Here is a 22,850-nt window from a genome sequence, read left to right on the forward strand (position 1 = left end):
AGGGCTCAGTTTGCGCTCGGTTGCGCTCAGTCGAGCAGCTTTGCCAGCGCCGGCGGCAGGCCGGCATTGGGCTTGCGCGGCGGCCGCGCGAAGCTGCCCTGCGTGGCGCTGCCGGCGCGCAGGGCCACCAGCGATTCGCAATGCCGCACCGCGCTCGACACGCCATCCACCACCGGTACCGGGATGCGCCCTTGCAGCGAGCGTGCCAGTCCCGCCAGCGGCGCGCCGGCGACGATGATCACGTCGGCGCCGTCCTGCTCGATGGCTTGCAGGGCCAGTTGTTCCAGCCGCGCGGCATGGTCTTCCTGCACGCTGCCGATATCGCGCAGGGGCTCCTGCAGCGAGCGCACGCTGGCCAGCCGCGACGACAGGCCGTTGGCCGCCACGCATTCGCGGTACCACGCCTGGATGCGGTGCGAGATCGCGATGATAGAGAAGCGCTGCCCCAGCAGGCAGGCGCTGGCCAGCGCGGCTTCGGTCATGCCGACGACAGGGACGTCGAACAGCTCTTTCAGGCCGGCCAGGCCGGGGTCGCCGAACGCGGCGACCACCAGGCCGTCGAACTGGCCGGCGTGTTCCGCGGCGGCGCAGGCGGTGGCATAGCCGCCGACCAGCGCCTCGAAGCGGGTTTCGATATAGGCCACGCCGAAGGCCGCGGTGGCCATCTGCAGCGTGGTGGTGGCGGCGGCGGTGCGCCGCGCTTCCGCCTCGATCAGCGCCGTAACGGATTCGCTGATATTGGGATTGACGATCAGGAGTTTCATGGTCGGAGTAGGTTGGCTGCAGGCTTGGCGATCAGCCCAGCATCGGCGCGCCCGCCGGCAGGAACTGCCCGCGGCCGGCCTGGGGTTCCTGGTACTGGCCATCGCGCACCAGCATCTCGCCGCGCGAGAAGCAATGCACCGGCCAGCCGGTCACTTCGATGCCTTCGTACGGCGTGTAGTCCACCGCGTGGTGCAGCGCGCTGTTGCGGATCTGCACGCGCTTGTTCGGGTCCCACAGCACGATGTCCGCATCCGCGCCGATGGCGATGGTGCCCTTGCGCGGATACAGGCCATACAGCCGTGCCGGCCGCCACGAGGTCAGCTCGACAAACTGGTGCAGCGACAGCTTGCCGCGCGCCACGCCGTCGAACAGCAGCGGCAGGCGCGTCTCGATGCCCGGCACGCCGTTGGGGATATGCTCGAACGAAGGCCGTTCGCCGCCCGGCTGCTTGCCTTGCGGGTCGTCATAGCGGAACGGTGCATGGTCTGACGAGAACACGCTGAACACGCCATTGGTCAGCGCGCGCCAGACCGCGGCCTGGTTCTCCGGGTCGCGCGGCGGCGGGCTGCACACGCACTTGGCGCCTTCGTAGCCGTCGTCGCCGGGCAGGGCCATGTCGTCTGCGGTCAGGTACAGGTACTGCGGGCAGGTCTCGGCCAGGATCTGCAGCCCCCTGCCCTGTGCCCAGCGGATCTGCTCGATCGCTTCCTTGCCCGAGACATGCACGATCAGGATCGGCACGTCGACCAGTTCGGCAAAGGTGATGGCGCGGTGCGTGGCCTCGCGCTCCACCGCGGCGGGCCGTGCCAGGCCGTGGAAGCGCGGTGCGATGCGCCCTTCCCCGACCAGCTTGTCGGTCAGCCACGAGATGCAGTCGGCGTTCTCGGCATGCACCATCACCAGCGCGCCGTTCTGTTTGGCGACGTCCAGCACCGACAGCATTTCGCGGTCGGACAGCTTCAGGTCGTCATAGGTCATGTAGACCTTGAACGAGCTGTAGCCCTTGCGGATCAGCGTCGGCAGTTCATCGGCCAGCACCGCCGGCGTGGGGTCGGCCACGATCAGGTGGAAGGCGTAGTCGATCACCGCGCGGCCTTCGGCGCGGCGATGGTAGTCCGCCACGGCAGCCTTGAGCGATGCACCCTTTTCCTGCGCGGCAAACGGGATCACGGTGGTGGTGCCGCCGCACACCGCGGCACGCGTGCCGGTGAAGAAGTCGTCGGCCATGCGCAGGCCGTCGGGCATGGGCTGGTCGAGGTGGCAATGGCCATCGACGCCGCCGGGCAGCGCCAGCAGGCCATCGGCATCGATCTCGCGCGCGGCTTGTGGCAGTGCGTGGCCGAGCGCGACGATCTGCCCGTTGCGCACGCCGATATCGCAGCGGAAGCGGTCAGAGGCAGTGACCACGTCCGCGCGCCGGATCACCAGGTCGAGGCTGTCGTGAGCGGACATCGGCTTACTCCACTTCGCGGAACAGGCGGCCCCAGCCGCGCAGCTCGCGCGTGTCCACTCCGCACAGGCGCAGCGACTTCCACACCACGGTGGAGATGGTGTCGTACAGCGGAATGCCGGTTTCGGCTTCAAGTTCTTCGGCCAGGTGCGCGGCGCGCAGGTTGGTGCAGAAGGTGGTGATGGCCTGCGGCTGGTGCTGGGCCAGGCCGCGCACCATCTCGCGGATGGTGTCTTCCTCGACCTCGGCGAAGCTGTAGTTCACATGCAGGTCCAGGTGGCTCTCCGCCACGCAGTTGAAGCCGCTGCGCTCGTAGTTGGCGATGATGCGCTGCTGCACATCGTCCAGGTACGGCGTGGCCAGGCCGAAGTTGCGCGCGCCGGTCTTTTCCAGGATCTCGTTGAGCGCCAGCACCGAGGTGGTGGCCGGGATGCCGGTGGCTTCGGTGATCTGCTTGCACAGCGCTTCATCCTTGTCGAAGCCAAGCCAGCCGGAAGAGGTGCCGTTCCAGGCGATGACATCGACGCGCGCATCGGCCAGCAGGCTGGCGGCGGCCAGGATCTTGTCCAGGTTGAACTGGCCCAGGGCCTGGTCGCGCAGCGAGATCTCGGTCACGGTGAAGCGCGAGAAATGCGCGCTGACGTTGGGCAGGCCGCTGACCATGGCGCTGGTGATCGGTTCGAGCGCCGTGTTGGAAGACGGGGTCAGCATGCCGAGGCGGATTTGCTTGGTCATTTCAGTCATTCTCAGGAGTGAGCGGGCGCCGTCCGCCTGGATATGTCGGGGGCGGCGCCGCTTCAGTTGCTTATTGTTCGGGTTTGTCGTTGAAGGCGAGGGCGGTGCCGGGTACGCCCTGGCTGCTGCGCGCCAGTTCCAGTTCCTTGCGCAGTGCAGCCTGGCGCGCGGCGTCGGGCTTGACCGACTTGCCGGCCTGCAGCGCGGGCAGCACGTAGTCATTGACCATGCGCCGGTACAGGTCGAGGTACGCCGCATCGCGCAGGCCGCCTTGCGTGGACATGATGCTGTTCATCACGATCACCGCGTTCTGCTTCGGCAGCACCGTGATGAACTGGCCCTTGTAGCCCATCGCGCTGAACTCGCGCTCACTCTGCACGATGTTGTTGACCCAGCAGTAGAAGCCATAGTCCTTCGCCGGACCCGCAGGCGTGGTCATGCGTGCGACCCACGAGGCCGGCACGATCTGCTGCCCGTTCCAGCGACCTTCGTTCAGCATCAGCATGCCGAGCTTGGCCATGTCGATGGAGCGCAGCCGCAGGCCCCAGCCGCCCGATACCGCGCCCTTGCCGTCGGCGCCGTCCCAGCGGTAGTGGCTCATGCCGAGCGGGCCGAACAGGCGCGCCTTGGCGTACTGGTCTTCGGGCTGCCCGGCGGCCTGCGTGACGGTGGCGCCGACCAGCACGGGATTGACGTCGATATAGTCGAACTCGGCGCCGGCCTTGGTGCGCACGGCGGCGGTCGCCGCCACGCGCAGGCGGTCCGGCACGCCGTAGTAGAGCGTGTCGGTGCCTTCCACCAGCTTGTACGACAGGCCGCTGGACATCGACATCAGGTGGCGCAGCTGGATCGCCTGCTTGTCTGCCAGTGCCGGGGCGAGGTCGGGGCGCGCTGCCGCCAGGCGCTGCGCGGGTGTGTCTTCGGCGCTCAGCTTGCCGTCGCCGACCAGCGTGCCGACCAGCAGGGCGCTGATGAACTTGGTGACGGAATACAGCTCGTGGTTGTAGTCGCGCGACAGGCCGTCGCCATAGCGCTCGAACACCAGCTTGCCGTCCTTGATGACGAGCAGGCTGCGTACGTCGAGCTTGTCGCGGCGGATCCATTCGGACAGTGCGACGAGTTTTGCTGAATCGACGCCGACGGCTTCGGGTTGTGCGGTCGGCAGTCCATCACCGGCAGGTGCCGATGGCGCTGCCGGCGCGGCGTGCGCCTGCGCTGCGCCCAGCACGAGCAGGGCGGCTGCCAGCATACGTGGGAAGCTGTTCATGACATGTCTCCTCCACCGCTGCGCCGGTAGCGGCCGGCGCAGCGTGTGTGGTTTGCCTTGCATGAGGCAATGTTTGAGTGTGGGTCCTTGGGTTGCGCAGCGGATCAGACCGGGATCTTGGTCTCGTAGTCGATCGCGGTGGAAGCGAACAACAGACCCACGCCGGCTGCCGCGAAGAACATCAGCGCCAGGAAGTAGGAGCCCGTGGCCTGCACGATCAGGCCAACGATGATCGGCACGCTGATGCCGGCGATATTGCCGCCCAGGTTCATCAGGCCGCCCAGGAAGCCAATCTTGTTGCGGGTGGCCAGCATCGACGGCACGGACCAGAACAGGCCGCACCAGCGCAGGAAGAAGAGGGTGGAGGAGAGCAGCGCCACCACGGCCACCGCGTCGGTGACATAGGCCACCGAAAAGATCGACACGGTGGCGACCACGGCCGCAATGCCGAACAGCGTGCGCATCACCACGTTGGGGCGGCCGCCGGCTTCCTTCCACTTGTCGGCGATCCAGCCGCCGACGAGTTCGCCGACGAAGCCGCTCATGAAGATGATGAAGCTTGCGCCGCCCATCGTCTTGAGGTCAAAGCCGCGGGCCTTGCTCAGGTAGGTCGGCATCCAGGTGAGCAGGCCGTAGAAGACGGCGTTGAAGCACATCCAGCTGATGGCCATGCACCACACCGAGCGGTACTTGAAGAAGTCGAGCGAACGGCCGGACAGGTTGGCCGGCTCGGCGCTGTGCTCGCGTGCTTGTGCTTCCTCGATGTGGCGCGCTTCGAGTTCATTGACGCCGCTGTGTTCGCGCGGCGAATTGCGGATGTACCACCACGCCACGAAGCCGGCGAGCACGGTGCCGACGCCGGCCACCACGAACGACATGCGCCACGAGCCGAGCTCGCTGATCAGCCCGGCAATGATGAGGGAGCCGAGCGCTGCGCCCAGCGGCGCGCCGCCGTCAAGCAGCGTGGCGCCGCGACCGCGTTCGTTCTGCGTCATCCAGATGGCGTTGAGCTTGCCGCCGGCCGGGTAGATCGGCGCTTCGGAGGCGCCCAGCCCGAGCCGGGTGATCAGCAGCGAGGTGGCGTTGGTGCAGACCGCCGCGATCGCCTGGAAGAAGCCCCAGAACACGGTGGCGCAGGCAATCACGATGCGCGGCTTGTACTTGTCGGCCAGCATGCCGCCCGGGATCTGCATGAAGGCGTAAGTCCAGAAGAAGGAGCTGAGGATCAGCCCCTGCATGGCGGGACTGAGGTCGAACTCCTTGGCGATCAGTGGCATGGCCACCGACAGCGAGGCGCGGTCAATGTAATTGATCGCGACGAGGAACAGCATCATCAAAAAAATCTTCCAGCGCACCGAGGTCTTGGCCTCTGTGATCACTGTCGCCCGGCTTGTCGTCTCCATGACGGCGTCTCCTGTTTTAGTCCTTGGGTGAGGCAGTTCTGTTGGCGTTTTGCGCAACAGGTCGGAGTATAGGATACGTAATCTGTAATTACAACGCGTGTAAGTCATTGATTTTGCGATATTGCGCATGCACAATTTTGGTATGTGGTAGCCTTGTCGTGGTGCATTTCCCCATTCTGGTGACGTCTGTGACACAAACGCTTTCCCAAACCACGCGCCTGCGCACGCTCGGCATGTCGGCCGAAATCGCCGCCCGGCTGCGCACCATGATCGAAGAGGGCGAACTGCCGCCCGGCGCGAGGATCGATGAACGGGCCTTCTGCGAGACCTTCGATGTCTCCAAGACGCCTCTGCGCGAGGCGCTGAAGGTGCTGGTGTCCGAGGGGCTGGTGCTGCACCGGCAGTACATCGGCTACCGCGTGGCGCCGCTGGACCTGGAGGAGTTGCGCGCCACCTTCGAGACCCTGCACGGGCTGGAGGCGCTGGCGGGCGAACTGGCCGCGCAGCGCCTGGGCGTGGCGGCCATGGCCAAGCTGGAGCGGCGCCATCTGGCCATGATCGATGCGCATGCCGCCGGCCGGCGCACCGACTATTTCCGCATCAACCAGGAAATCCACCAGCTGATCATCGACGGCGCCGCCAATCCGGTGCTGGCCGGCGTCTATGCCGCGCTGATGAGCAAGGTGCACCGTGCGCGCGGTGCGGCCAATGCCGATACCATCCGCTGGCAGGAGTCGCATGAGGAACACGAGGCCATTATGGCCGCGCTGCGCGAACCCGGCCGGCCGCGCCTGGCGCAGGTGTTGCGCGCCCACTCCGAGAACACCGCCAAGGAAGTCCTGAGCGTGGTGGCGCAGACCCTGGCCGAAGCCGGCGCAACCGGCGCATCTGGCGCATCTGGCGCCGCGCTCAAGAAATCCGCCTGAACAACCCCTGAAGACAACGACGACGATGAAACTGGTTCGAGTAGGCAACCCCGGCGCCGAGCGCCCGGGCATGATCGATGCGCAAGGCCGCGTGCGCGACCTGTCCGGCGTGGTGGCCGATATCGGCGCGGCGCAGCTGGCGCCGGCGGCGCTGGCGCAGTTGGCGCAGGTGGACCCCGCGTCGCTCCCGGTGATCGAGGGCGCACGCTATGGCGTGCCCTGGAGCGGAGTCGGCAAGATCGTGGCGATCGGCCTGAACTATGCCGACCACGCCGCCGAGGCCGGCATGCCGCTGCCGGCCGAGCCGATCGTGTTCCTGAAGGCCAACAGCTCGCTGAATGGTCCCGACGACGCGGTGATGCTGCCGTTCGGCTCGGAGAAGACCGACTGGGAAGTCGAGCTGGGCGTGGTCATCGGCAGCACCGCGCGCAATGTCTCGCGCGAAGCGGCGCTGAACCACGTGGCCGGCTACTGCGTGGTCAATGACGTGTCGGAGCGCGAGTTCCAGATCGAGCGCGGCGGCACCTGGGACAAGGGCAAGGGCTGCGACACCTTCTGCCCGGCCGGCCCGTGGCTGGTGACGCGCGACGAAGTGCCGGACCCGCAGGCGCTGGGCCTGTGGCTGGAGGTCAACGGCGAGCGCGTGCAGAAGGGCAGCACCGCCACCATGGTCTTCGACGTGGCCACCGTGGTCAGCTATGTCAGCCGCTTCATGACGCTGCTGCCGGGCGACCTGATCGCGACCGGCACGCCGCCGGGCGTGGGCATGGGCTTCAAGCCGCCGCGCTTCCTGAAGGCCGGCGACACCATGCGCCTTGGCGTGGACGGGCTGGGCGAGCAGACGCAGCAGGTGGTGCCCTACGGCGAGCGCTGAGGGCAGGGCCATGGCAGCGCGTCACCCTTCGGGGTGACGCATGCCGGCAGCGCTGCTGCGGGCAAATACACCATCCGCAATGGTTCCCCATCGATACGCTTTCACACAAAGCGTTGGGTTTCCATACAAAGCGTACGATTAGGGCAACAGTTCCGGTGCCGAAACGGGCCCGATTACATGGTTTTACAGGTAAACGCACACTTAGCGTTTCGCTAGCGTTTTCTGCGTGAAATACTGGTTATACAGGTTTCGCCAGAGAGCAAAACACCATGTCTGAGCACGCCCCCGAAATCGAGTCCTACCTCGGCACCACCCTCACGGCGTCCCCCGCGTCGCCACTCAAGCACCGGTACTGCGCGCTGGCCGACACCCTGGACAGCCGCGCTGAACTCGAAGTCATCCGGCGCAATATCCACCAGCATCCCGAACTGGCCTTCGACGAGGTCCGCACCTCAGGCCTGGTCGCCAGCCTGCTGGAGGCGTGGGGCTATACGGTCACGCGCGGCGTGGGCGGCACCGGGGTGGTGGGCACCCTGCGCTGCGGCGACAGCGGGCACAGCGTGGGCATCCGCGCCGACATGGACGCCTTGCCGATCCACGAGCGCACCGCACTGCCATACGCCAGCGTCAATGCCGGCCGCATGCACGCCTGTGGCCACGACGGCCATACCGCGATCCTGCTCGGCGCGGCAAAGCAACTGGCGTGCACGCGCAACTTTGATGGCACCGTGCACCTGATCTTCCAGCCGGCCGAGGAAATCGGCGCGGGCGGCGGCGCCGAGCGCATGCTGGCCGACGGGCTGTTCGAGCGCTTTCCCTGCGATGCGATCTTCGGGCTGCACAACCATCCGGGGGTGGAGCAGGGCAGTTTCCTGTTCCGCTCGGGCCCCTTCATGGCGGCGTGCGACACGGTCACCATCACCATCCGCGGCAAGGGCGGCCACGCCGCGCGCCCGCACCAGTCGGTCGATCCGATCCTGGTCGCAGGCAGCCTGGTGATGGCGCTGCAGTCGGTGGTGGCGCGCTATGTCGACCCGAACGAGACCGCAGTGGTGACGATCGGCACGCTGCACGCCGGCCACGCGCCTAATGTGATCCCGGACAATGCGCGCATGGAGATCAGCGTGCGCTCGTTCAACCCCGAGGTGCGCGCATCGGTGGAGAACCGCATCCGCCAGCTGGCCACCTCGCACGCCGAGGGCTACGGCGCGGTGGCCGAGGTCGACTACGTGCGCGGCTACCCGGTGCTGGTCAACAGCGAGCGCGAGACCGAGTTCGCGCGCCAGGTGGCCGAGGAGCTGGTCGGCGCCGACAAGGTGGTGGACCAGGCCGCGCGCATTGCCGGCAGCGAGGACTTTGCCTACTTCCTGCAGCAGCGCCCGGGCTGCTTCGTGCGGCTGGGCAACGGCGCCAACCAGCCGCTGCTGCACAACGCCGGCTACGACTTCAACGACGATAACCTGACCGTCGGCGCGGCCTACTGGACGCGGCTGGTGGAGCGCTACCTGGCGCGCTGACCGGCCCGGCGCCCCGCTCAGCGGAAGAACGCACTTGGCGGCACGCCGAACTGCCGCCTGAACATGGTCGCAAACGCGCTCGGGCTGTCGTAGCCCAGGTCCAGCGCCACATCCACCACCTTGCTGCCGGCAGCCAGCTTCTCCAGCGCCGCCAGCAGGCGCGCCTGCTGGCGCCATTGCCCGAAGGTCATCCCGGTTTCACGCGCAAAGCGGCGCTGGATGGTCTTGGGGTCCACCCCCAGCCGTGAACCCCAGTCCGCCAGCGTCAGCGCCGTAGCGGGCGCGCCGGTGATGGCATCGCAGATCTGCCGCAGGCTGCCATCGGCCGGGCGCGGCAGGTGCAGCGGCAGCGACGGCACCAGCATCACTTCATCGAGCAACAGCCGCATCAGCCGCGCGTCGCGCGTGTCGGGGGCGTAGGGCAGGGGGATGTCGATCGCCGCCAGGATCAGCTCGCGCAGCAGCGCTGAGATGCCCAGGACGGTGCAGCGCTGCGGCAGGTCGGGCGCGGCATCGGGGCGGATATAGGCGGTGCGCATCTGCACCCGGCCGACCATGCGGATCCAGTGCGTGGTGCCGCCCGGCATCCACATGCCGCGCGTGGGCGGCACGATCCACTGGCCTTCGGCGGTGGCCACCACCATCACGCCGTGCACTGCATGGATCAGCTGCGCGTGCGGATGCTGGTGCGGGTTGGTCACGTGGCCGGGCAGGTAGTCGGCGGCCATGGCGGTGACGGGCAGGGGGCTGCGGTCGAAGCGGACGTAGGGCGGGGGCTCGGCGTAGGTGTCGCCCAGCGCCAGCGTCTCGGGCGTGGGGGCGGGGGGCGCATGCTGGTCGCGGCGGCGGGCCGCGCCGGAAGCAGAAAGGGGGCGAGGGGCGCGCGGCATGTCCTTTTCTCCAAGGTTGCGGACCTATTCTCGCAGGACAGGCGCCGGGGCGCCAGCTAGCATCGGTGCTCAGTTCCATCCAGGCCGGCGCCCCCGCTGGCCGCTTTCCGTCTGTCGAGAGCCGCCAATGAGCACAACCATCGACTCCGCGCCTGCTGGCGCGACACCATCCGCGACATCCCCCCAGGCCGAACGCACCGGTTTCCGCGTGCTGTCGGCGATCAGCTTCGCCCACTTCCTCAACGACATGATCCAGTCGTTGATCCTGGCGATCTATCCGATGCTCAAGGGGGGCTTCAACCTGAGCTTCACCCAGATCGGCCTGCTGACCATGACCTACCAGGTCACGGCGTCGCTGCTGCAGCCGGTGGTGGGCCTGTACACCGACAAGCATCCCAAGCCGCATTCGCTGGCCATCGCCATGGCGTTCACGCTGGCGGGCCTGCTGCTGCTGTCGGTGGCGCCGACCTACGGCGTGCTGCTGGTGGCCGCCGCGCTGGTCGGCACGGGGTCGTCGATCTTCCACCCTGAGTCGTCGCGCGTGGCGCGCATGGCCTCTGGCGGTCAGCACGGGCTGGCGCAGTCGATCTTCCAGGTCGGCGGCAACGGCGGCAGCGCCATGGGGCCGCTGCTGGCCGCGCTGATCGTGCACCAGCAGGCCAGCCTGGCGTGGTTCTCGCTGGCGGCGCTGGTGGGCATGGTGGTGCTGTGGCGCATCGGCGGCTGGTATGCGCGCCAGCTGGCGCAGGGCGCGCGCAAGCGCAAGGCCGCGGGCGCGGTGGCCAGCCCGGTGCCCACGCGCGTGGTGGTGCGGGCCATGGTGGTGCTGATGGTGCTGGTGTTCTCCAAGTACTTCTACATGGCCAGCCTGACCTCTTACTACACCTTCTACCTGATGGAGCGCTTCGGGCTGGCGCGCCAGGACGCGCAGCTGCACCTGTTCATGTTCCTGGCCGCGGTGGCGGCGGGCACCATCCTGGGCGGCCCGATCGGCGACCGCATCGGCCGCAAGCGCGTGATCTGGGCGTCGATCCTGGGCGTGGCGCCGTTCACCCTGATGCTGCCGCACGTGGGCCTGTTCTGGACCACGGTGCTGACCTTCATCATCGGCTTTATCCTGGCCTCGGCGTTCTCGGCGATCCTGGTGTTCGCGCAGGAGCTGATTCCCGGCAAGGTGGGCATGGTGTCGGGCCTGTTCTTCGGCTTTGCCTTCGGCATGGGCGGCATCGGCGCCGCGGTGCTGGGGGGCATGGCCGATACGCACGGCATCCGCGCGGTGTACGAGTACTGCGCCTACCTGCCGCTGCTGGGCCTGCTGACGGTCTTCCTGCCCGACCTGCGCGAGCGTCCGCAGCGGGCCTGACGCTCAGGCGGGTTCGTTGCCTTCGCCGCCACCGCCCGGTGGCGGCTCGAACATGCGCAGCCAGCGGCGCAGCAGCGCGGCCAGCTGCGCGCGCTCGGCCGCGGTCAGGTCCGCCAGCAGGCGGTGCTCATTGGCCACGTGCAGTTCCAGCGCGCGGTCGACGCGTTCGCGTCCGGCCTCGGTCAGTTCCACCAGCAGCCCGCGCCGGTCTTCCGGATTGGGTTGGCGCCGCACCAGCCCGGCCCGCTCCAGGTGGTCGAGCCGGTTGGTCATGGTGCCCGAAGTGATCATCAACGAACCGATCAGCGCGCCCGGCGACAGCGCATACGGCGGCCCCGCGCGCCGCAGCGTCGCCAGCACATCGAATTCCCACGGCTGCAGGCCGGTTTCTCCAAGCGCGGCTTCAATGGCGCGGCTGGTATGGCGGTTGAGCCGTCCCAGCCGGCCGATCACGCCCATCGGCGAGGCATCCAGGTCCGGGCGCTCGCGCGCCCATTGGGCGAGAATGCCGTCGACGTGGTCAGGCGTGTCTTCGGGTTTGCGGCGGGTAGTCATCGAGGAGCAGGCGTGCGGATACGCGGGTGGCAGGAACACCGAAGTATCTTGACATCAAACAATCGGCTTCGTAAAGTTGATTTATCTTGATGTCAAGAAACTTGAAATGAAGACGACTGCATCCTCCATCCGGACCGCTCCCGGTGGCGTGACCGTCAGGGACATCCTGCTGACCGGGCTGGCCCCGGCCATCTGGGGCAGCACCTACCTGGTCACCAGCCAGTGGCTGCCGCCGGGGCAGCCGTTGCTCTCAGGCGTGATCCGGGCCCTGCCGGCCGGGCTGGCGATGCTCGCCTTCGGTCGGCAACTGCCGCGCGGCAGCTGGTGGTGGCGCGCGGCGGTGCTGGGCGTGCTCAATATCGGCTTCTTCCAGGCCATGCTGTTTATCGCCGCGTACCGGCTGCCGGGCGGCGTGGCCGCCACGGTCGGCGCGATCCAGCCGCTGATCGTGGTGGTGCTGGCGTGGGCCTGGCTCGGTGCGCGCCCGCGGTCGGCCGCCTGGATGGCCGGCGTGGGCGGGCTGCTGGGCGTGGCGCTGCTGGTGCTGGGCCCGGCCGCGCGGCTCGACGCCATCGGCGTGGCGGCGGCAGCGGCCGGGGCGGTATCGATGGCGGTGGGCACGGTGCTGACGCGGCACTGGCGCCCGCCGGTCTCGCCGCTGGTGCTGACGGCATGGCAGCTGTGCGCGGGCGGGCTGTTCCTGCTGCCGTTCGCACTGGTACTGGAACCGCTGCCCGGGCATTTCACGCTGGCCAACTGGCTTGGCTATGCGTGGCTGAGCATTGTCGGGGCCGGCTTCAGCTATGCGCTGTGGTTCCGCGGGGTCGGGCGCATGCCGTCGTCCGCGGTGGCGGCGCTGGGGCTGCTGAGCCCGGTCAGTGCCACCGTGCTCGGCTTCCTGGTGCTGGGCCAGGCCTTGACGGCGATGCAGGCCGCTGGCGCGCTGCTGGTGCTGGGCAGCGTGTGGCTGGGCCAGCGCGCGGCGACGCCCGCCGCGGTGGCGCGCACGCAGCCGGCCTGATCCGATTGCGTCAGCGGCTGCTGCCGGGCGGCGTTTTGCGGCATCATGGCGGGCATGAAGTCTGCCGTGCCCCCGTCCCCGCCATCCATTCAAGCCGCGTCAGCACCGTCTGCTACGCCTGCCTGCGAGCGCTGCCTGGCGCTCGCCGCCGACCCGCGCCGGCGCGAGCCGCCGTCCTGCCTGGCGCTGCGCGGCACGGTGCCGCTGGTGAGCCAGAGCGCCGCCGGCGTGCCGTTCAGCATGCTTTCCTTTACCTGCCGCGACTGCGGCACGGTATGGCGGCTGTATGACCGGGCCAATGAACTCTTTGTCTCGTGGGTGCCGGAACGCCCGCTGGTGCGCTGAGCGCGCAGGTTTCGATCGGCTAAGATAGCGACTGCTCCGCGCCAGGCCGTCAATCCGCTGCCGCGCCCGGCGCCTTCCTGTCGAAATCTCTCCCGCATTTCCATCATGGCCTTCCCCTTCCGCTCGTCCCTGCTGGCCGCCCTGTGCGTGACCAGCGGTGCTGCCGCACTGCCTGCCGCCGCTGCCGACGCCTATCCCAGCCGCCCGATCCGCCTGATCGTCGCCTACCCGACCGGCGGCATCAGCGACACCGTGGCGCGCGCGTTCGGCGAGCGGCTGTCGGCGCAGATGGGCACTTCGGTGGTGGTCGAGAACAAGGCCGGCGCGGGCGGCAGCATCGGCATCGATGCCGTCGCCAAGGCTGCGCCGGACGGCTACACGCTGGGCTTTGCCGCCACCAGCCCGCTGACGCTCAACCCGCATGTCGGGCGCGTCAACTACGATCCGCAGAAGGACGTGGCGCCGGTGATGAGCGTGATGTACTCGCCGGTGCTGGTGGTGGCCACCTCCGGCTTCAGCGGCAAGAGCTTTGCCGACGTGGTCGGCCAGGCCAGCGCCAAGCCGGGCTCGGTGCGCTGGGCAACGTCGGGCCTGGGCACGGTCGGCCATGTGGTGCTGGAACAGATCAAGCAGAAGTCGAAGGCCGATATCACGCTGATCCCGTACAAGGGCGCGGGCCAGCAGATGAACGACGCGCTCGGCGGCCAGTTCGAGGTGATGAGCACCAACGCCAGCCCGGTGCTGACCCAGCATATGCAGGCCGGCCGCCTGCGCGCGCTGGCGGTGGGCGCGCCCAGGCGCCTGGAGAGCCTGCCCTCGGTGCCGACGCTGGCCGAGCTGGGCTACCCCAAGGCCAACCTGACCTCGACCTTCGGCATCTTCGCGCCGGGCAAGACGCCCGCGGCCATCATCAGCCGCCTGAACGCCGAACTGAACAAGGCGCTGGCCGAGCCGGAAGTCCATGAACGCCTGCTCAAGGGCGGCGAGGTGCCGACCGGCGGCACGCCGGCGCAGTTTGCCAGGGCCATCCGCGAAGAGTCCGCGGAGAACGCCCGAATCGTCAAGGAAGCGGGCATCAAGGCCGATTGAGGCTTAGAACCCATTTCATTCTGAAACGGGTTCTAAGCCGCATCCAGTCGGCTGCCCAGTCCATACACCGACGACAGCCGCACGCCGTTGTGCGGCCACAGCGCCAGCTTGGTTCGCACGCGCGACAGGTGGCTGTCCACGGTGCGCGAGGCCGGGTCCATGTGGTAGCGCCAGACCTGGTCGGCCATGGTCTGGCGCAGCACCAGCGAACCCAGGTTGCGGAACAGCAGCACCGCCAGGTCGAATTCCTTGGGGGCCAGCAGCACCGGCTTGCCCTGGACCCACACGCGCCGCTCCGCGGTGGCAAAGCGGAATACGCCGTGCTCCAGGTCGCATTCGTCGCGCGCCGGCCTGGCGCGGCGCAACAGCGCCAGCACGCGCGCGGCCAGCTCGGCCGTGCGCAGCGGCTTGGGCACGTAGCTGTCGGCGCCCTGCGCAAAGCAGGCCGCGACGAAGGCTTCTTCGTTGGAGGTGCCGGTCAGAATTACGGGCATCTCGTTGCCGAGCGTGCGGCGCACCCATGCCAGCACTTCCAGGGCCGGGATCCCCGGCGCATCGCAATCGAGCATCAGCAGATCGAACGACCTGCCGCGCAGCGCGCCGATCATGGTGCGTCCGCTGAGATAGCGCGCGCACTGGTGCCCGTTCAGGCGCAGGGTCTGTTCGATGCTGACGGCGAGGGTCGGGTCCGCCTGCAGCGCGGCGATGTTCACGAGAGTGGCTCCTGCGCGGGCGCATCGGAATGCGCCGATGGATGGACAGAGCATGGCACTGCGGTCCCGCTCGGCACGCAGCGAAGCCCATGGTAGGAGCGGCCCGCTGAGGCGAGAAGTAAAAGATTGTTGAAAGTCGAGATTGAGGTCTTTCCTATTCGTGCGGAAGGCAACGCGGTCTTAATTGTCCCGCTGGTGTCCTGTTAGCGCCGCGCGGCTGGCGCTGCTGTGCGCGCAGCGCGTGGTGGCGCGCCATGGCGGCGTGCTGGTGCCGCTGCAGCCGATGGGCGAAGCCGCCTCGCCGGCTGGCTGGTACCTGTGGCTGCGGCGCCGGCCGCGCGCATGAAAAAAGGCACCCCGAAAGGTGCCTTTGCGCCAGACTGATCAGACAACGATCAGAAGATGTGGCGGATACCTGCGCCCAGGCCGAGCTGGTTGTCCCTGCCCGGCAGTTGGGTCTTCGCGCCGCCGGTCACCTTGTTGTAGTCCACGGTGCCGTAGACCTGGGTACGCTTGGACAGCGAGTACTCGGCCAGCAGAACGCCGGTGTAGCGGTTGCCGCTGACATCGGCCAGACCGTTGGTGTTCTTGATGTGATCACCATAGAACACGCCGGTCAGCGCCAGAGCCGGAGTGGCCTGGTAGGTCGCGCCGATGTAGCCGATGTTGTCCTTACGCGGGCTTGCCGTGTAATTGCCACCAGCCGGGATCGGATTTGCGCTGTTCGCCGGCGTGAAGAAAGCGGCGTCGATCAGGCCGGTCTTATCCTTGCCACCGATGTAGCCGAGGAAAACCTTGGCCGGGCCAAAGGCGTACTTACCGGCGGCACCCCACATTTGCTGCTTGTTGCCGTTCGTGTCACGGAATTCCTGGTACACGCCGCCAATACCCCACGGGCCGGATTCGTATGCAGCGCGGGCGCCAAAATACGGTGCGTTGCCATTGGGCGGGTTGGTCTGTGCGTGCGTGAAGCTGCCAGGCTTCTCGCCGAAGCCATAGCTGGCGCCAACGTTCAGGCCACCGAACTTGCCCGAGTAGCTGATCACGTTGTCGCTGCGGAACTGCGTCAGGAAGAAGGGCCAGGCGTTCTGGTCGTAGTTGCCGATGGTCAGCGGATCGTAGTCACCGAAGAAATTAAAGCCTTCGGTGTACTGGCGGCCCAGCTTGATGGCGCCGAAATCGCCGCTCAGGCCAACATATGCCTGACGACCGAACAGGCGACCGCCTTGGTTGGCCTTGCCGGTATCCGGATCAAAGCCGTTTTCCAGTTGGAAGATGGCCTTCAGGTTGTTGCCCAGGGACTCGCTGCCTTTCAGGCCCCAGCGGCTGTTGGTGACCGCGCCGTTGCTCAGCTGGGTCTGGCTGTGGTTCTGGGCGTCGGAATTGGTGGTGAAGCGAATGCTCTGGTCAACGATACCGTACAGGGTAACGGACGACTGGGCGAACGCCGAACCTGCCAACAGGCTGCCGGCTGCGAGGACGATGGCCGATTTCTTCATGGTGCTCCTTTTCTGTCTTGTACTGTTCTCTCCGCCGGATCACGGCGTGGACGAGGTCTACGTGTCTTGTAGACGCCGCGAAAATTTAACAAAACGTAAGCTACAAGGACACAAAACTCCGCCAAGCTGCGCTTTCAAGCAGGATTTTGGTGCAAATCCGTTGTCTCGCCGCTACAGAATTCCGAATTGGGGCATTTTGGCAGCGCTGGCAAGCTGGCCTGCACACTGGGCTGGCGGGGAATCACGAAAGGGAGAACGGAGGCCGGCCGACCCCGGCGCGCAAGCGGCGCCGCGGTCGGCGGAAAGACGGGAAGTGCGGGAAAACCGAAGGAGGAGGAACGAATCCGGCAGCGCCGGATCCGTCCTCAGTTCTGCGGGATTTCGATCTTGACCTCGAGCACCTCGAGGTTGTCCTGGCGTTCCAGGCTGACGCGCAGGTCCTGGTCGCCGATCTTGACGTACTTGGAGATCACCGCCACCAGCTCGCGCTGCAGCGCGGGCAGGTAGTCGGCGGGCGCGGAATGGCCGGTGCGCTCGTGCGCCAGGATGATCTGCAGCCGCTCCTTGGCGACCGACGCGGACTTCTTCTTCTCTCCCAGCAGGAAGGAAAGGATCGACATGGGGTGAGCCCTCCTTGACCGTTACTTGTTGCCGAAGATGCGGGAGAGCAGACCCGGCTTCTGGTAGTCGGTGAAGCGCATCGGCTTGTCCTTGCCGAGGAAGCGGTCCACCACGTCGCCATAGGCGTCGGCCACGTCGCTGCCTTCCAGGTGGATGGCGGGCGTGCCCTGGTTCGAGGCGTGCAGCACGGCTTCAGACTCCGGCACCACGCCGATCAGCTTGATGCGCAGGATTTCCTGGATGTCGGTCAGCGACAGCATTTCGCCGCCATGCACGCGCTTGGGGTTGTAGCGGGTGATCAGCAGGTGTTCCTTGATCGGGTCGCCGCCTTCGCTGGCGCGCTTGGTCTTGGACGCCAGGATGCCCAGGATGCGGTCCGAATCGCGCACCGACGACACTTCCGGGTTGGTCACGATCAGCGCCTCGTCGGCGAAGTACATCGCCATCAGCGCGCCCGACTCGATGCCGGCGGGCGAGTCGCAGATGATGAATTCGAAATCCATCTCGATCAGGCCGTTGATGACCTTCTCGACGCCGTCGCGCGTGAGCGCATCCTTGTCGCGCGTCTGCGAGGCCGGCAGGATGAACAGGTTTTCGCACTTCTTGTCCTTGATCAGTGCCTGGCGCAGGTTGGCTTCGCCCTGCACCACGTTGATCAGGTCGTACACCACGCGGCGCTCGCAACCCATGATCAGGTCAAGGTTGCGCAGGCCGACGTCGAAGTCGATCACGGCAGTCTTGTGGCCGCGCAGGGCCAGGCCGGCGGCAAAGCTGGCGCTGGTGGTGGTCTTGCCGACGCCTCCCTTGCCGGAGGTCACAACGATGATTTTTGCCATGGCTCTTTGGTCCAGTAATAAGTTGAAGCTTGCGCTCTCTGCAATTCGGTCCCGAGGGCTGCGCGGTTACTTGAGCCGCAGCGCTTCGAGAATCAGTTTTTCATCGGCCAGGCGCACCTGGGCGGTCTTGCCGAGCACATCGGCCGGCAGCGTCTGCTCCGCGGTCCGGTAGATGCCGGCGATGGAAATCAGTTCAGGCTCCATGCACGTGCTGAAAATGCGCGCGCCGGTGTTGCCCTTGACGCCCGCCAGCGCACGGCCGCGCAGCGGGGCATAGATATGGATGTTGCCTTCGGCAATCACCTCGGCGCCGTAGCTGACCACGTCCAGGATGACCACGTCGCCCTGCGCGTAGACCTGCTGGCCCGAGCGCAGCGGCTTGTCGATCAGCATGGTCTGGGTCTGGCGGATGGCAGCGGCCACGGCGGCGTCGGTGGTGGCCTGCGCGGCGGCGCGGATGGATTCCTCGCGCGCGGCCTGTTCGGCGGCGGACTGTTCCGCCGCGGCTGCGGCCCTGGCCTCGGCGGCGCGGTCGGTGGCGCGGTCGGTGGCGCGATCGGCGCCACTGCCGCGGCGGGCCTGGCTGTCCAGTAGCGGCAGGCCGAAGCGCTCGGCCCACTCGCGCTGGCCGGGGCGGGCCACCACGCCGATGGCGCGGGCCTTGAGCGTGGCCAGCGTCTCGATCACGGTGCCAAGCGCGACTTCGCTGTCATCTTCCAGCGCACGCAGGTCCAGCGCGATCACGTCATTGGAAAAGAAGTCGGGGGTGGCTTCAAAGCGGGAGAGGAGGTCATCCCGCAGCGCAGCCATGTCGGCGGTCTGGAGGGCGAGAAGGAGGGCGTCTACGTTGCCACTGCGCAGCTCGAAGCGTGGCGATTTCTTCTGGGACATAGCCGGGTGACCGTGGAAATGCCACATTCTAACGTCGTATCTGTCGCGAACTGTAACAATTGGATCGATATGTACAGCAGGTGGCGCGTGGGTTCCATATGCGCGTGCACGGCACACCGTAGCGCCGGGTAAGTGCGGCCAGCGTGGTTTGCCGCGCGGGGCAACGCGCATCAAGTCCGGCGCAGCGTAAAGGCTTGTTACGATTGCGCCATCTGATCAGCGGAGTTTTCCATGGGCGCCATCGTCAATTGCGTGGCCTACCGGCAGGGCAAGCGGCTCAGCACGGTGGGCATGGCGGAGATCCGCACAGTGCTGGACGTGCCGGGCACCTTTGTCTGGCTGGGCTTGCATGAGCCTGACCTCGCGCTGCTGCGCCAGGCCCAGCAGGCGTTCGGCCTGCACGACCTGGCGGTGGAGGATGCGCTCGATGCGCACCAGCGCCCCAAGCTCGAGTCCTACGGCGATTCGGTCTTCGTGGTGCTCAACACGGCGCAACTGGTGGAAGATGAAGTCGTGGTCGGCGAGACCCATCTCTTTGTCGGCCCCAACTATGTGGTTTCGGTGCGCCACGGTGTCAGCAGCACCTATGCGCCCGTGCGCGAGCGCTGCGAGCAGGACCCGCACGGCCTGGCCAATGGCCCGGGCTATGTGCTGTACGCGCTGATGGACTTTATCGTCGACCACTACATGCCCATCGTCACGCGCCTGGAAGACACCTTCGAGGCGCTGGAGGAGGGCATCTTCCGCGACGAGTTCGACCGCAAGGCGATCGAGCGCCTGTACCAGATCAAGCGCCAGGTGCTGCGCCTGCGCAATGCGGTCAGCCCGGTGGAAGACATGTGCGGCCAGCTGATCCGGCTGCACGAAGACCTGGTGCCGAAGGAGCTGCGCGCCTATTTCCGCGACATCGAAGACCACGCCAGCCGGCTGGTGCGCACCCTCGACGTGGTGCGCGAAATGCTGACCACCGCCGTGCAGGTCAACCTGGCGCTGGTCACCGTGGGCCAGAACGAGGTGGTCAAGCGCCTGGCTGGCTGGGGCGCGATCCTGGCGATCCCGACCGTGATCTTCAGCCTGTACGGCATGAACTTCGATTTCATGCCTGAGCTGACAGTCCCCTTCGCCTACCCGGCGGTGATCGGCGTGACCGCGGTCGCCTGCGGGGGACTGTGGCGGCGGCTGCATCGGGCCGGGTGGATCTGAATACCTGGTTTTATCTGCACGATGAATGATCGTGGCAGATATTGTGGCTGATTGATTATTCGCATGGATATTCCGGCGATACCGCGCCTGCCTACCGGCGCGGTGCCCTGACTCCTACACTGGAATCAGGAAGGCGCTGTACCCGGAGTCCGCCATGTCGATTGCCCGCCCCCCGATTGCCGCCTTGCTCGCCGGCGCCACCGCCGCATGGCTGTTGTGCATGCAGCCGGCGACCTCCGCACCGCAGCCGTCTGCCCCCGCGCAGGCCCAGACCCGCGACGCGGTCACCGCGTATGAAGCGGGCAACTTCGACCAGGCCCTGCGCGGCTTTGCCGACGCGGCCCGGCGGGGCAACCGTCTGGCCCAATTCAACTACGCAATGATGCTGCTGCGCGGCGAGGGCACCGCCGCCCGCCCGCAGGAGGCGTTGGTCTGGCTGAAAAAAGCGGCCGACAACCAGATGACGCATGCCCAGTACACCTGGGGCGACCTTTATGAGCGCGGCGAACTGGTGCCGAAGTCACTGGAGGAAGCCAACCGCTGGTATGCGCTGGCCGCACAGGGTGGGCATGTGCAGGCACAGATGGCGCTGGCGACGAATTACTTCACTGGCCGGGGCGTGCCGCGCGACTACGGACAGGCGTTCACGTGGTACAGCCGCGCGGCCAGTGCCGGCGACGGCGGTGCGCAATACATCGTCGGCAGCTTCTACGAGCACGGCGAGCCCGGGGTGGTCGACCGGGATCTCGAGCAGGCCAAGATCTGGTATGCGCGCTCAGCCGCGCACGGCGATCCGGGCGCGCTGGCGAAGTTGCGGTCGTTGCTGGAGGAGTCGGTGCGGGGAAGGGCAGCGAGGTAGCGCAGCGGGCTGACTGTGCCCGGAAGCGTTAACCATGTCCTCGCATGCCTGTCACCTGTGTCCGCCGCCCCCGCCTTCCTCATCATGCAGATGCTCGATGATCGCCGCCACCCGGTCGCCCAGGTATTTGTTGGCCGAAATCTCCAGCGCCCGCATCATCTCCGTCTCCGCCATCACCAGCGCCAGCGGGCGGATGCGCCACAGGATCTCCACCAGCCGCGGCACGTCCTGCGGCGGCGGCAGCTTGCCAACGCCGAAGCGGTCCAGCTCGCGCACCACGGTAGCGACGATATGGTCCGATACCGCCTGGAAATGCCCGCGCGACTGGGCGATGATCTCCAGCACGTCTTCCAGCGCAAAGCCCGCCTGGGCGATCTCCGCACCCGCGGCCAGCGCGCGCGGGCTGCGCGCGAGATAGCCCAGGCCGTCCGGTTCCAGCAGTCCCAGTGAGATCGCCTTGGCCAGGGCCGGGCGCGAGATCGCGCGGCCGAACAGCCGCGCCAGCGCCAGGTAGGAGTAGTGTCGCGGCGTCTCGTTGGTCCACGGGCTGCTGATGGCGGTCTCCAGCCCCAGGATCGAGCGCAGGTCGTGACCTTCGACGATGGCCTTGAGCAGCTCGGTGATATTGGCCAGCGTGTAGCCGCGCGCCAGCAGGTGGTGGATCAGCTTGAGCCGCCCCAGGTGCGCCTGCGTGTAGATACCCACGCGCCCGCGCCGCTGCGGCGGATCGATCAGGCCGCGGTCCTGGTAGGAGCGCACGTTGCGCACCGTGGTGCCGGCCACGCGCGCCAGCTCGTCGATGGTGTATTCCGGGGCGGGCGGCGTGGTGTCGGACGCCTGGCTGGTCGGGGACGATGGGTGGCGGCGCCGGATCAGTGTCATGCGAAAAATTCTAACCGAGGAATGCGGCAGGCAAAGGTGGCGGCCGGTTTTGCCGATAATGAGGGCATTGCCGCCCCACCCTCAACGGTCCGCCCTCCATGCATATCCGCTGGCTCGAAGACTTCGTCTGCCTGGCCCAGGCCGGCAGCCTGGCGCGCGCCGCCGAACTGCGCAACGTGACCCCGCCCGCGTTTGGCCGGCGCATGCAAGCGCTTGAGGTCTGGGCCGGCGCTCCGCTGATCGACCGCAGCGCGTTCCCGGTGCGGCTGACCGCCGAAGGGCGCCAGTTCCTTGAAGCCGCGCAGAGCGCCTTGCGCACGCTGGACGAGACCCGTCTGGCGCTGCGCGCCGCGCACCGCGCCGACGCCAGCACGGTCACCATCGCCACCGGCAAGACCCTGGCACGCTCGATGGTGCCGGTGTGGCTGGCGGGCCTGCGCGAGGCGCTGCGGCACGACCCCGCGGCGGCCGGCTTCCGCACACGGCTGTCGACCTTCCCGATGCATGACGCGCTGGCCATGTTTGCCGAGGGCGATGCCGACTTCCTGCTTTGCTACAGCCCGCCGGACTTGCCGGTGATGCTGGATGACGCGCGCTACCAGTTCCACCTGGCCGGCGTGGAGCGGCTGGTGTGTGTGAGCGCTGCCGATGGGCGCGGCGCGCCGCTGCACCGGCTGGCGACCGGCAAAGCTGCGGCGAAGCCGGTTCCGATGATCGCCTACGCCGAGACCCTGACACTTGGCCGCATGGTCAACCAGGAGATCGCGCGCCGCAAGCTGGCGCCGCGGCTGGACGTGATCGCGGTCAGCGACTTTGCCGAGTCGGTGCACGAGATGGTGCGCCAGCGCATGGGCCTGGCCTGGCTGCCGGCACGGCTGATTGCCGACGACCTGCACGCCGGGCGCCTGGTGCGCGCCATCGGCGGCGTACGCAGCGATGATGGCGGCGACCTGGCGCTCGATATCCGCCTGTACCGCCCGCGCGCGCCGATGCGCCCGCTGGCCGAGGCCTTCTGGCAGGCGGCGGTGCGGGCACCGCGCTGATGCGCCTTCGGCCACCATTGCCGAATCGGCAACCCCCCTTGCCAAAGCTGCACGCCGGGCCGGTTGCGCGCTCACTACCATCGCTCCACAACAACCATTCCGG

24 protein-coding genes are annotated in these 22,850 nt (G+C 67.4%); 11 read left to right on the forward strand and 13 right to left on the reverse strand.

Going from position 1 to position 22,850, the window contains the following annotated elements; translation table 11 throughout:
* Positions 1-26: 26 nt before the first annotated feature.
* The 5 genes from KB879_RS00250 to KB879_RS00270 form a co-directional block, all read right to left on the reverse strand.
* Positions 27-764, reverse strand: coding sequence for an aspartate/glutamate racemase family protein (locus KB879_RS00250; RefSeq protein WP_013955163.1), 738 nt, complete (start codon positions 762-764; stop codon positions 27-29).
* Positions 765-795: 31 nt separating this feature from the next.
* Positions 796-2,217 (reverse strand): dihydropyrimidinase, encoded by a 1,422-nt coding sequence (gene hydA, locus KB879_RS00255; RefSeq protein WP_013955164.1) that lies wholly within the window; start codon positions 2,215-2,217, stop codon positions 796-798.
* Between the two features lie 4 nt (positions 2,218-2,221).
* Positions 2,222-2,950 (reverse strand): aspartate/glutamate racemase family protein, encoded by a 729-nt coding sequence (locus KB879_RS00260; RefSeq protein ID WP_041227670.1) that lies wholly within the window; start codon positions 2,948-2,950, stop codon positions 2,222-2,224.
* A gap of 70 nt (positions 2,951-3,020) precedes the next feature.
* The gene (locus tag KB879_RS00265; protein WP_211980507.1) at positions 3,021-4,217 is read right to left on the reverse strand and encodes a serine hydrolase; all 1,197 of its coding nucleotides are present in this window, start codon (positions 4,215-4,217) and stop codon (positions 3,021-3,023) included.
* 104 nt (positions 4,218-4,321) lie between these two features.
* Positions 4,322-5,620 (reverse strand): MFS transporter, encoded by a 1,299-nt coding sequence (locus KB879_RS00270; protein WP_013955167.1) that lies wholly within the window; start codon positions 5,618-5,620, stop codon positions 4,322-4,324.
* Between the two features lie 188 nt (positions 5,621-5,808).
* Between KB879_RS00270 and KB879_RS00275 the strand changes: the two genes are divergently transcribed.
* From KB879_RS00275 to KB879_RS00285, 3 genes are all read left to right on the forward strand, one after another.
* On the forward strand, positions 5,809-6,546 hold the full coding sequence (locus tag KB879_RS00275) for a GntR family transcriptional regulator (RefSeq protein ID WP_211980508.1): 738 nt from the start codon (positions 5,809-5,811) through the stop codon (positions 6,544-6,546).
* 25 nt (positions 6,547-6,571) lie between these two features.
* Positions 6,572-7,420, forward strand: a complete 849-nt coding sequence (locus tag KB879_RS00280; protein ID WP_013955169.1) for a fumarylacetoacetate hydrolase family protein — start codon at positions 6,572-6,574, stop codon at positions 7,418-7,420.
* Positions 7,421-7,689: 269 nt separating this feature from the next.
* Positions 7,690-8,937: a M20 aminoacylase family protein gene (locus tag KB879_RS00285; protein WP_211980509.1), complete on the forward strand. Its 1,248-nt coding sequence runs from the start codon at positions 7,690-7,692 to the stop codon at positions 8,935-8,937.
* Positions 8,938-8,954: 17 nt separating this feature from the next.
* Here KB879_RS00285 and KB879_RS00290 read toward each other — a convergent pair whose 3' ends face one another.
* A complete protein-coding gene (locus tag KB879_RS00290) occupies positions 8,955-9,827 on the reverse strand; it encodes a helix-turn-helix domain-containing protein (RefSeq protein ID WP_211980510.1) in 873 nt (290 codons plus the stop codon).
* A 127-nt stretch (positions 9,828-9,954) separates the two neighbouring features.
* Between KB879_RS00290 and KB879_RS00295 the strand changes: the two genes are divergently transcribed.
* Positions 9,955-11,190: an MFS transporter gene (locus KB879_RS00295; RefSeq protein WP_041227674.1), complete on the forward strand. Its 1,236-nt coding sequence runs from the start codon at positions 9,955-9,957 to the stop codon at positions 11,188-11,190.
* Positions 11,191-11,193: 3 nt separating this feature from the next.
* On the opposite strand, the gene KB879_RS00300 is transcribed toward KB879_RS00295, so the two are convergent.
* Positions 11,194-11,745, reverse strand: a complete 552-nt coding sequence (locus KB879_RS00300; protein WP_153955010.1) for a MarR family winged helix-turn-helix transcriptional regulator — start codon at positions 11,743-11,745, stop codon at positions 11,194-11,196.
* A 106-nt stretch (positions 11,746-11,851) separates the two neighbouring features.
* On the opposite strand from KB879_RS00300, the gene KB879_RS00305 reads away from it, so the two are divergent.
* From KB879_RS00305 to KB879_RS00315, 3 genes are all read left to right on the forward strand, one after another.
* Positions 11,852-12,766 carry an EamA family transporter gene (locus KB879_RS00305; RefSeq protein ID WP_211980511.1) on the forward strand — a complete coding sequence of 305 codons (915 nt, stop codon included), beginning with the start codon at positions 11,852-11,854 and terminating at the stop codon, positions 12,764-12,766.
* Between the two features lie 45 nt (positions 12,767-12,811).
* Positions 12,812-13,111, forward strand: coding sequence for a hypothetical protein (locus KB879_RS00310; protein WP_013955175.1), 300 nt, complete (start codon positions 12,812-12,814; stop codon positions 13,109-13,111).
* Between the two features lie 105 nt (positions 13,112-13,216).
* The gene (locus KB879_RS00315; RefSeq protein WP_211980512.1) at positions 13,217-14,200 is read left to right on the forward strand and encodes a tripartite tricarboxylate transporter substrate binding protein; all 984 of its coding nucleotides are present in this window, start codon (positions 13,217-13,219) and stop codon (positions 14,198-14,200) included.
* Positions 14,201-14,232: 32 nt separating this feature from the next.
* Here KB879_RS00315 and KB879_RS00320 read toward each other — a convergent pair whose 3' ends face one another.
* On the reverse strand, positions 14,233-14,913 hold the full coding sequence (locus tag KB879_RS00320) for a response regulator transcription factor (protein ID WP_211980513.1): 681 nt from the start codon (positions 14,911-14,913) through the stop codon (positions 14,233-14,235).
* A 184-nt stretch (positions 14,914-15,097) separates the two neighbouring features.
* Here KB879_RS00320 and KB879_RS00325 point away from each other — a divergent pair, with 184 nt between their 5' ends.
* Positions 15,098-15,259 carry a hypothetical protein gene (locus KB879_RS00325; protein WP_249221230.1) on the forward strand — a complete coding sequence of 54 codons (162 nt, stop codon included), beginning with the start codon at positions 15,098-15,100 and terminating at the stop codon, positions 15,257-15,259.
* A gap of 49 nt (positions 15,260-15,308) precedes the next feature.
* On the opposite strand, the gene KB879_RS00330 is transcribed toward KB879_RS00325, so the two are convergent.
* From KB879_RS00330 to minC, 4 genes are all read right to left on the reverse strand, one after another.
* Positions 15,309-16,412, reverse strand: a complete 1,104-nt coding sequence (locus KB879_RS00330; protein ID WP_013955179.1) for a porin — start codon at positions 16,410-16,412, stop codon at positions 15,309-15,311.
* 365 nt (positions 16,413-16,777) lie between these two features.
* Positions 16,778-17,032, reverse strand: coding sequence for a cell division topological specificity factor MinE (gene minE, locus KB879_RS00335; RefSeq protein WP_010811451.1), 255 nt, complete (start codon positions 17,030-17,032; stop codon positions 16,778-16,780).
* 21 nt (positions 17,033-17,053) lie between these two features.
* On the reverse strand, positions 17,054-17,869 hold the full coding sequence (gene minD / locus KB879_RS00340; RefSeq protein ID WP_013955180.1) for a septum site-determining protein MinD: 816 nt from the start codon (positions 17,867-17,869) through the stop codon (positions 17,054-17,056).
* Positions 17,870-17,935: 66 nt separating this feature from the next.
* Entirely contained in the window at positions 17,936-18,760 is an 825-nt protein-coding gene (minC, locus tag KB879_RS00345; protein ID WP_211980514.1) for a septum site-determining protein MinC, read from the reverse strand.
* Between the two features lie 231 nt (positions 18,761-18,991).
* On the opposite strand from minC, the gene KB879_RS00350 reads away from it, so the two are divergent.
* Positions 18,992-19,963, forward strand: coding sequence for a magnesium and cobalt transport protein CorA (locus KB879_RS00350; protein WP_211980515.1), 972 nt, complete (start codon positions 18,992-18,994; stop codon positions 19,961-19,963).
* Between the two features lie 154 nt (positions 19,964-20,117).
* Positions 20,118-20,822, forward strand: a complete 705-nt coding sequence (locus KB879_RS00355; protein ID WP_153954984.1) for a tetratricopeptide repeat protein — start codon at positions 20,118-20,120, stop codon at positions 20,820-20,822.
* Positions 20,823-20,873: 51 nt separating this feature from the next.
* On the opposite strand, the gene KB879_RS00360 is transcribed toward KB879_RS00355, so the two are convergent.
* Complete coding sequence (locus KB879_RS00360; RefSeq protein ID WP_211980516.1) at positions 20,874-21,704, reverse strand: MerR family transcriptional regulator; 831 nt, start codon at positions 21,702-21,704, stop codon at positions 20,874-20,876.
* 98 nt (positions 21,705-21,802) lie between these two features.
* Here KB879_RS00360 and KB879_RS00365 point away from each other — a divergent pair, with 98 nt between their 5' ends.
* A complete protein-coding gene (locus KB879_RS00365) occupies positions 21,803-22,747 on the forward strand; it encodes a LysR family transcriptional regulator (RefSeq protein WP_211980517.1) in 945 nt (314 codons plus the stop codon).
* Positions 22,748-22,850: the final 103 nt, after the last annotated feature.

The organism is Cupriavidus sp. KK10 (assembly GCF_018223725.1).
GTDB lineage: Bacteria > Pseudomonadota > Gammaproteobacteria > Burkholderiales > Burkholderiaceae > Cupriavidus > Cupriavidus necator.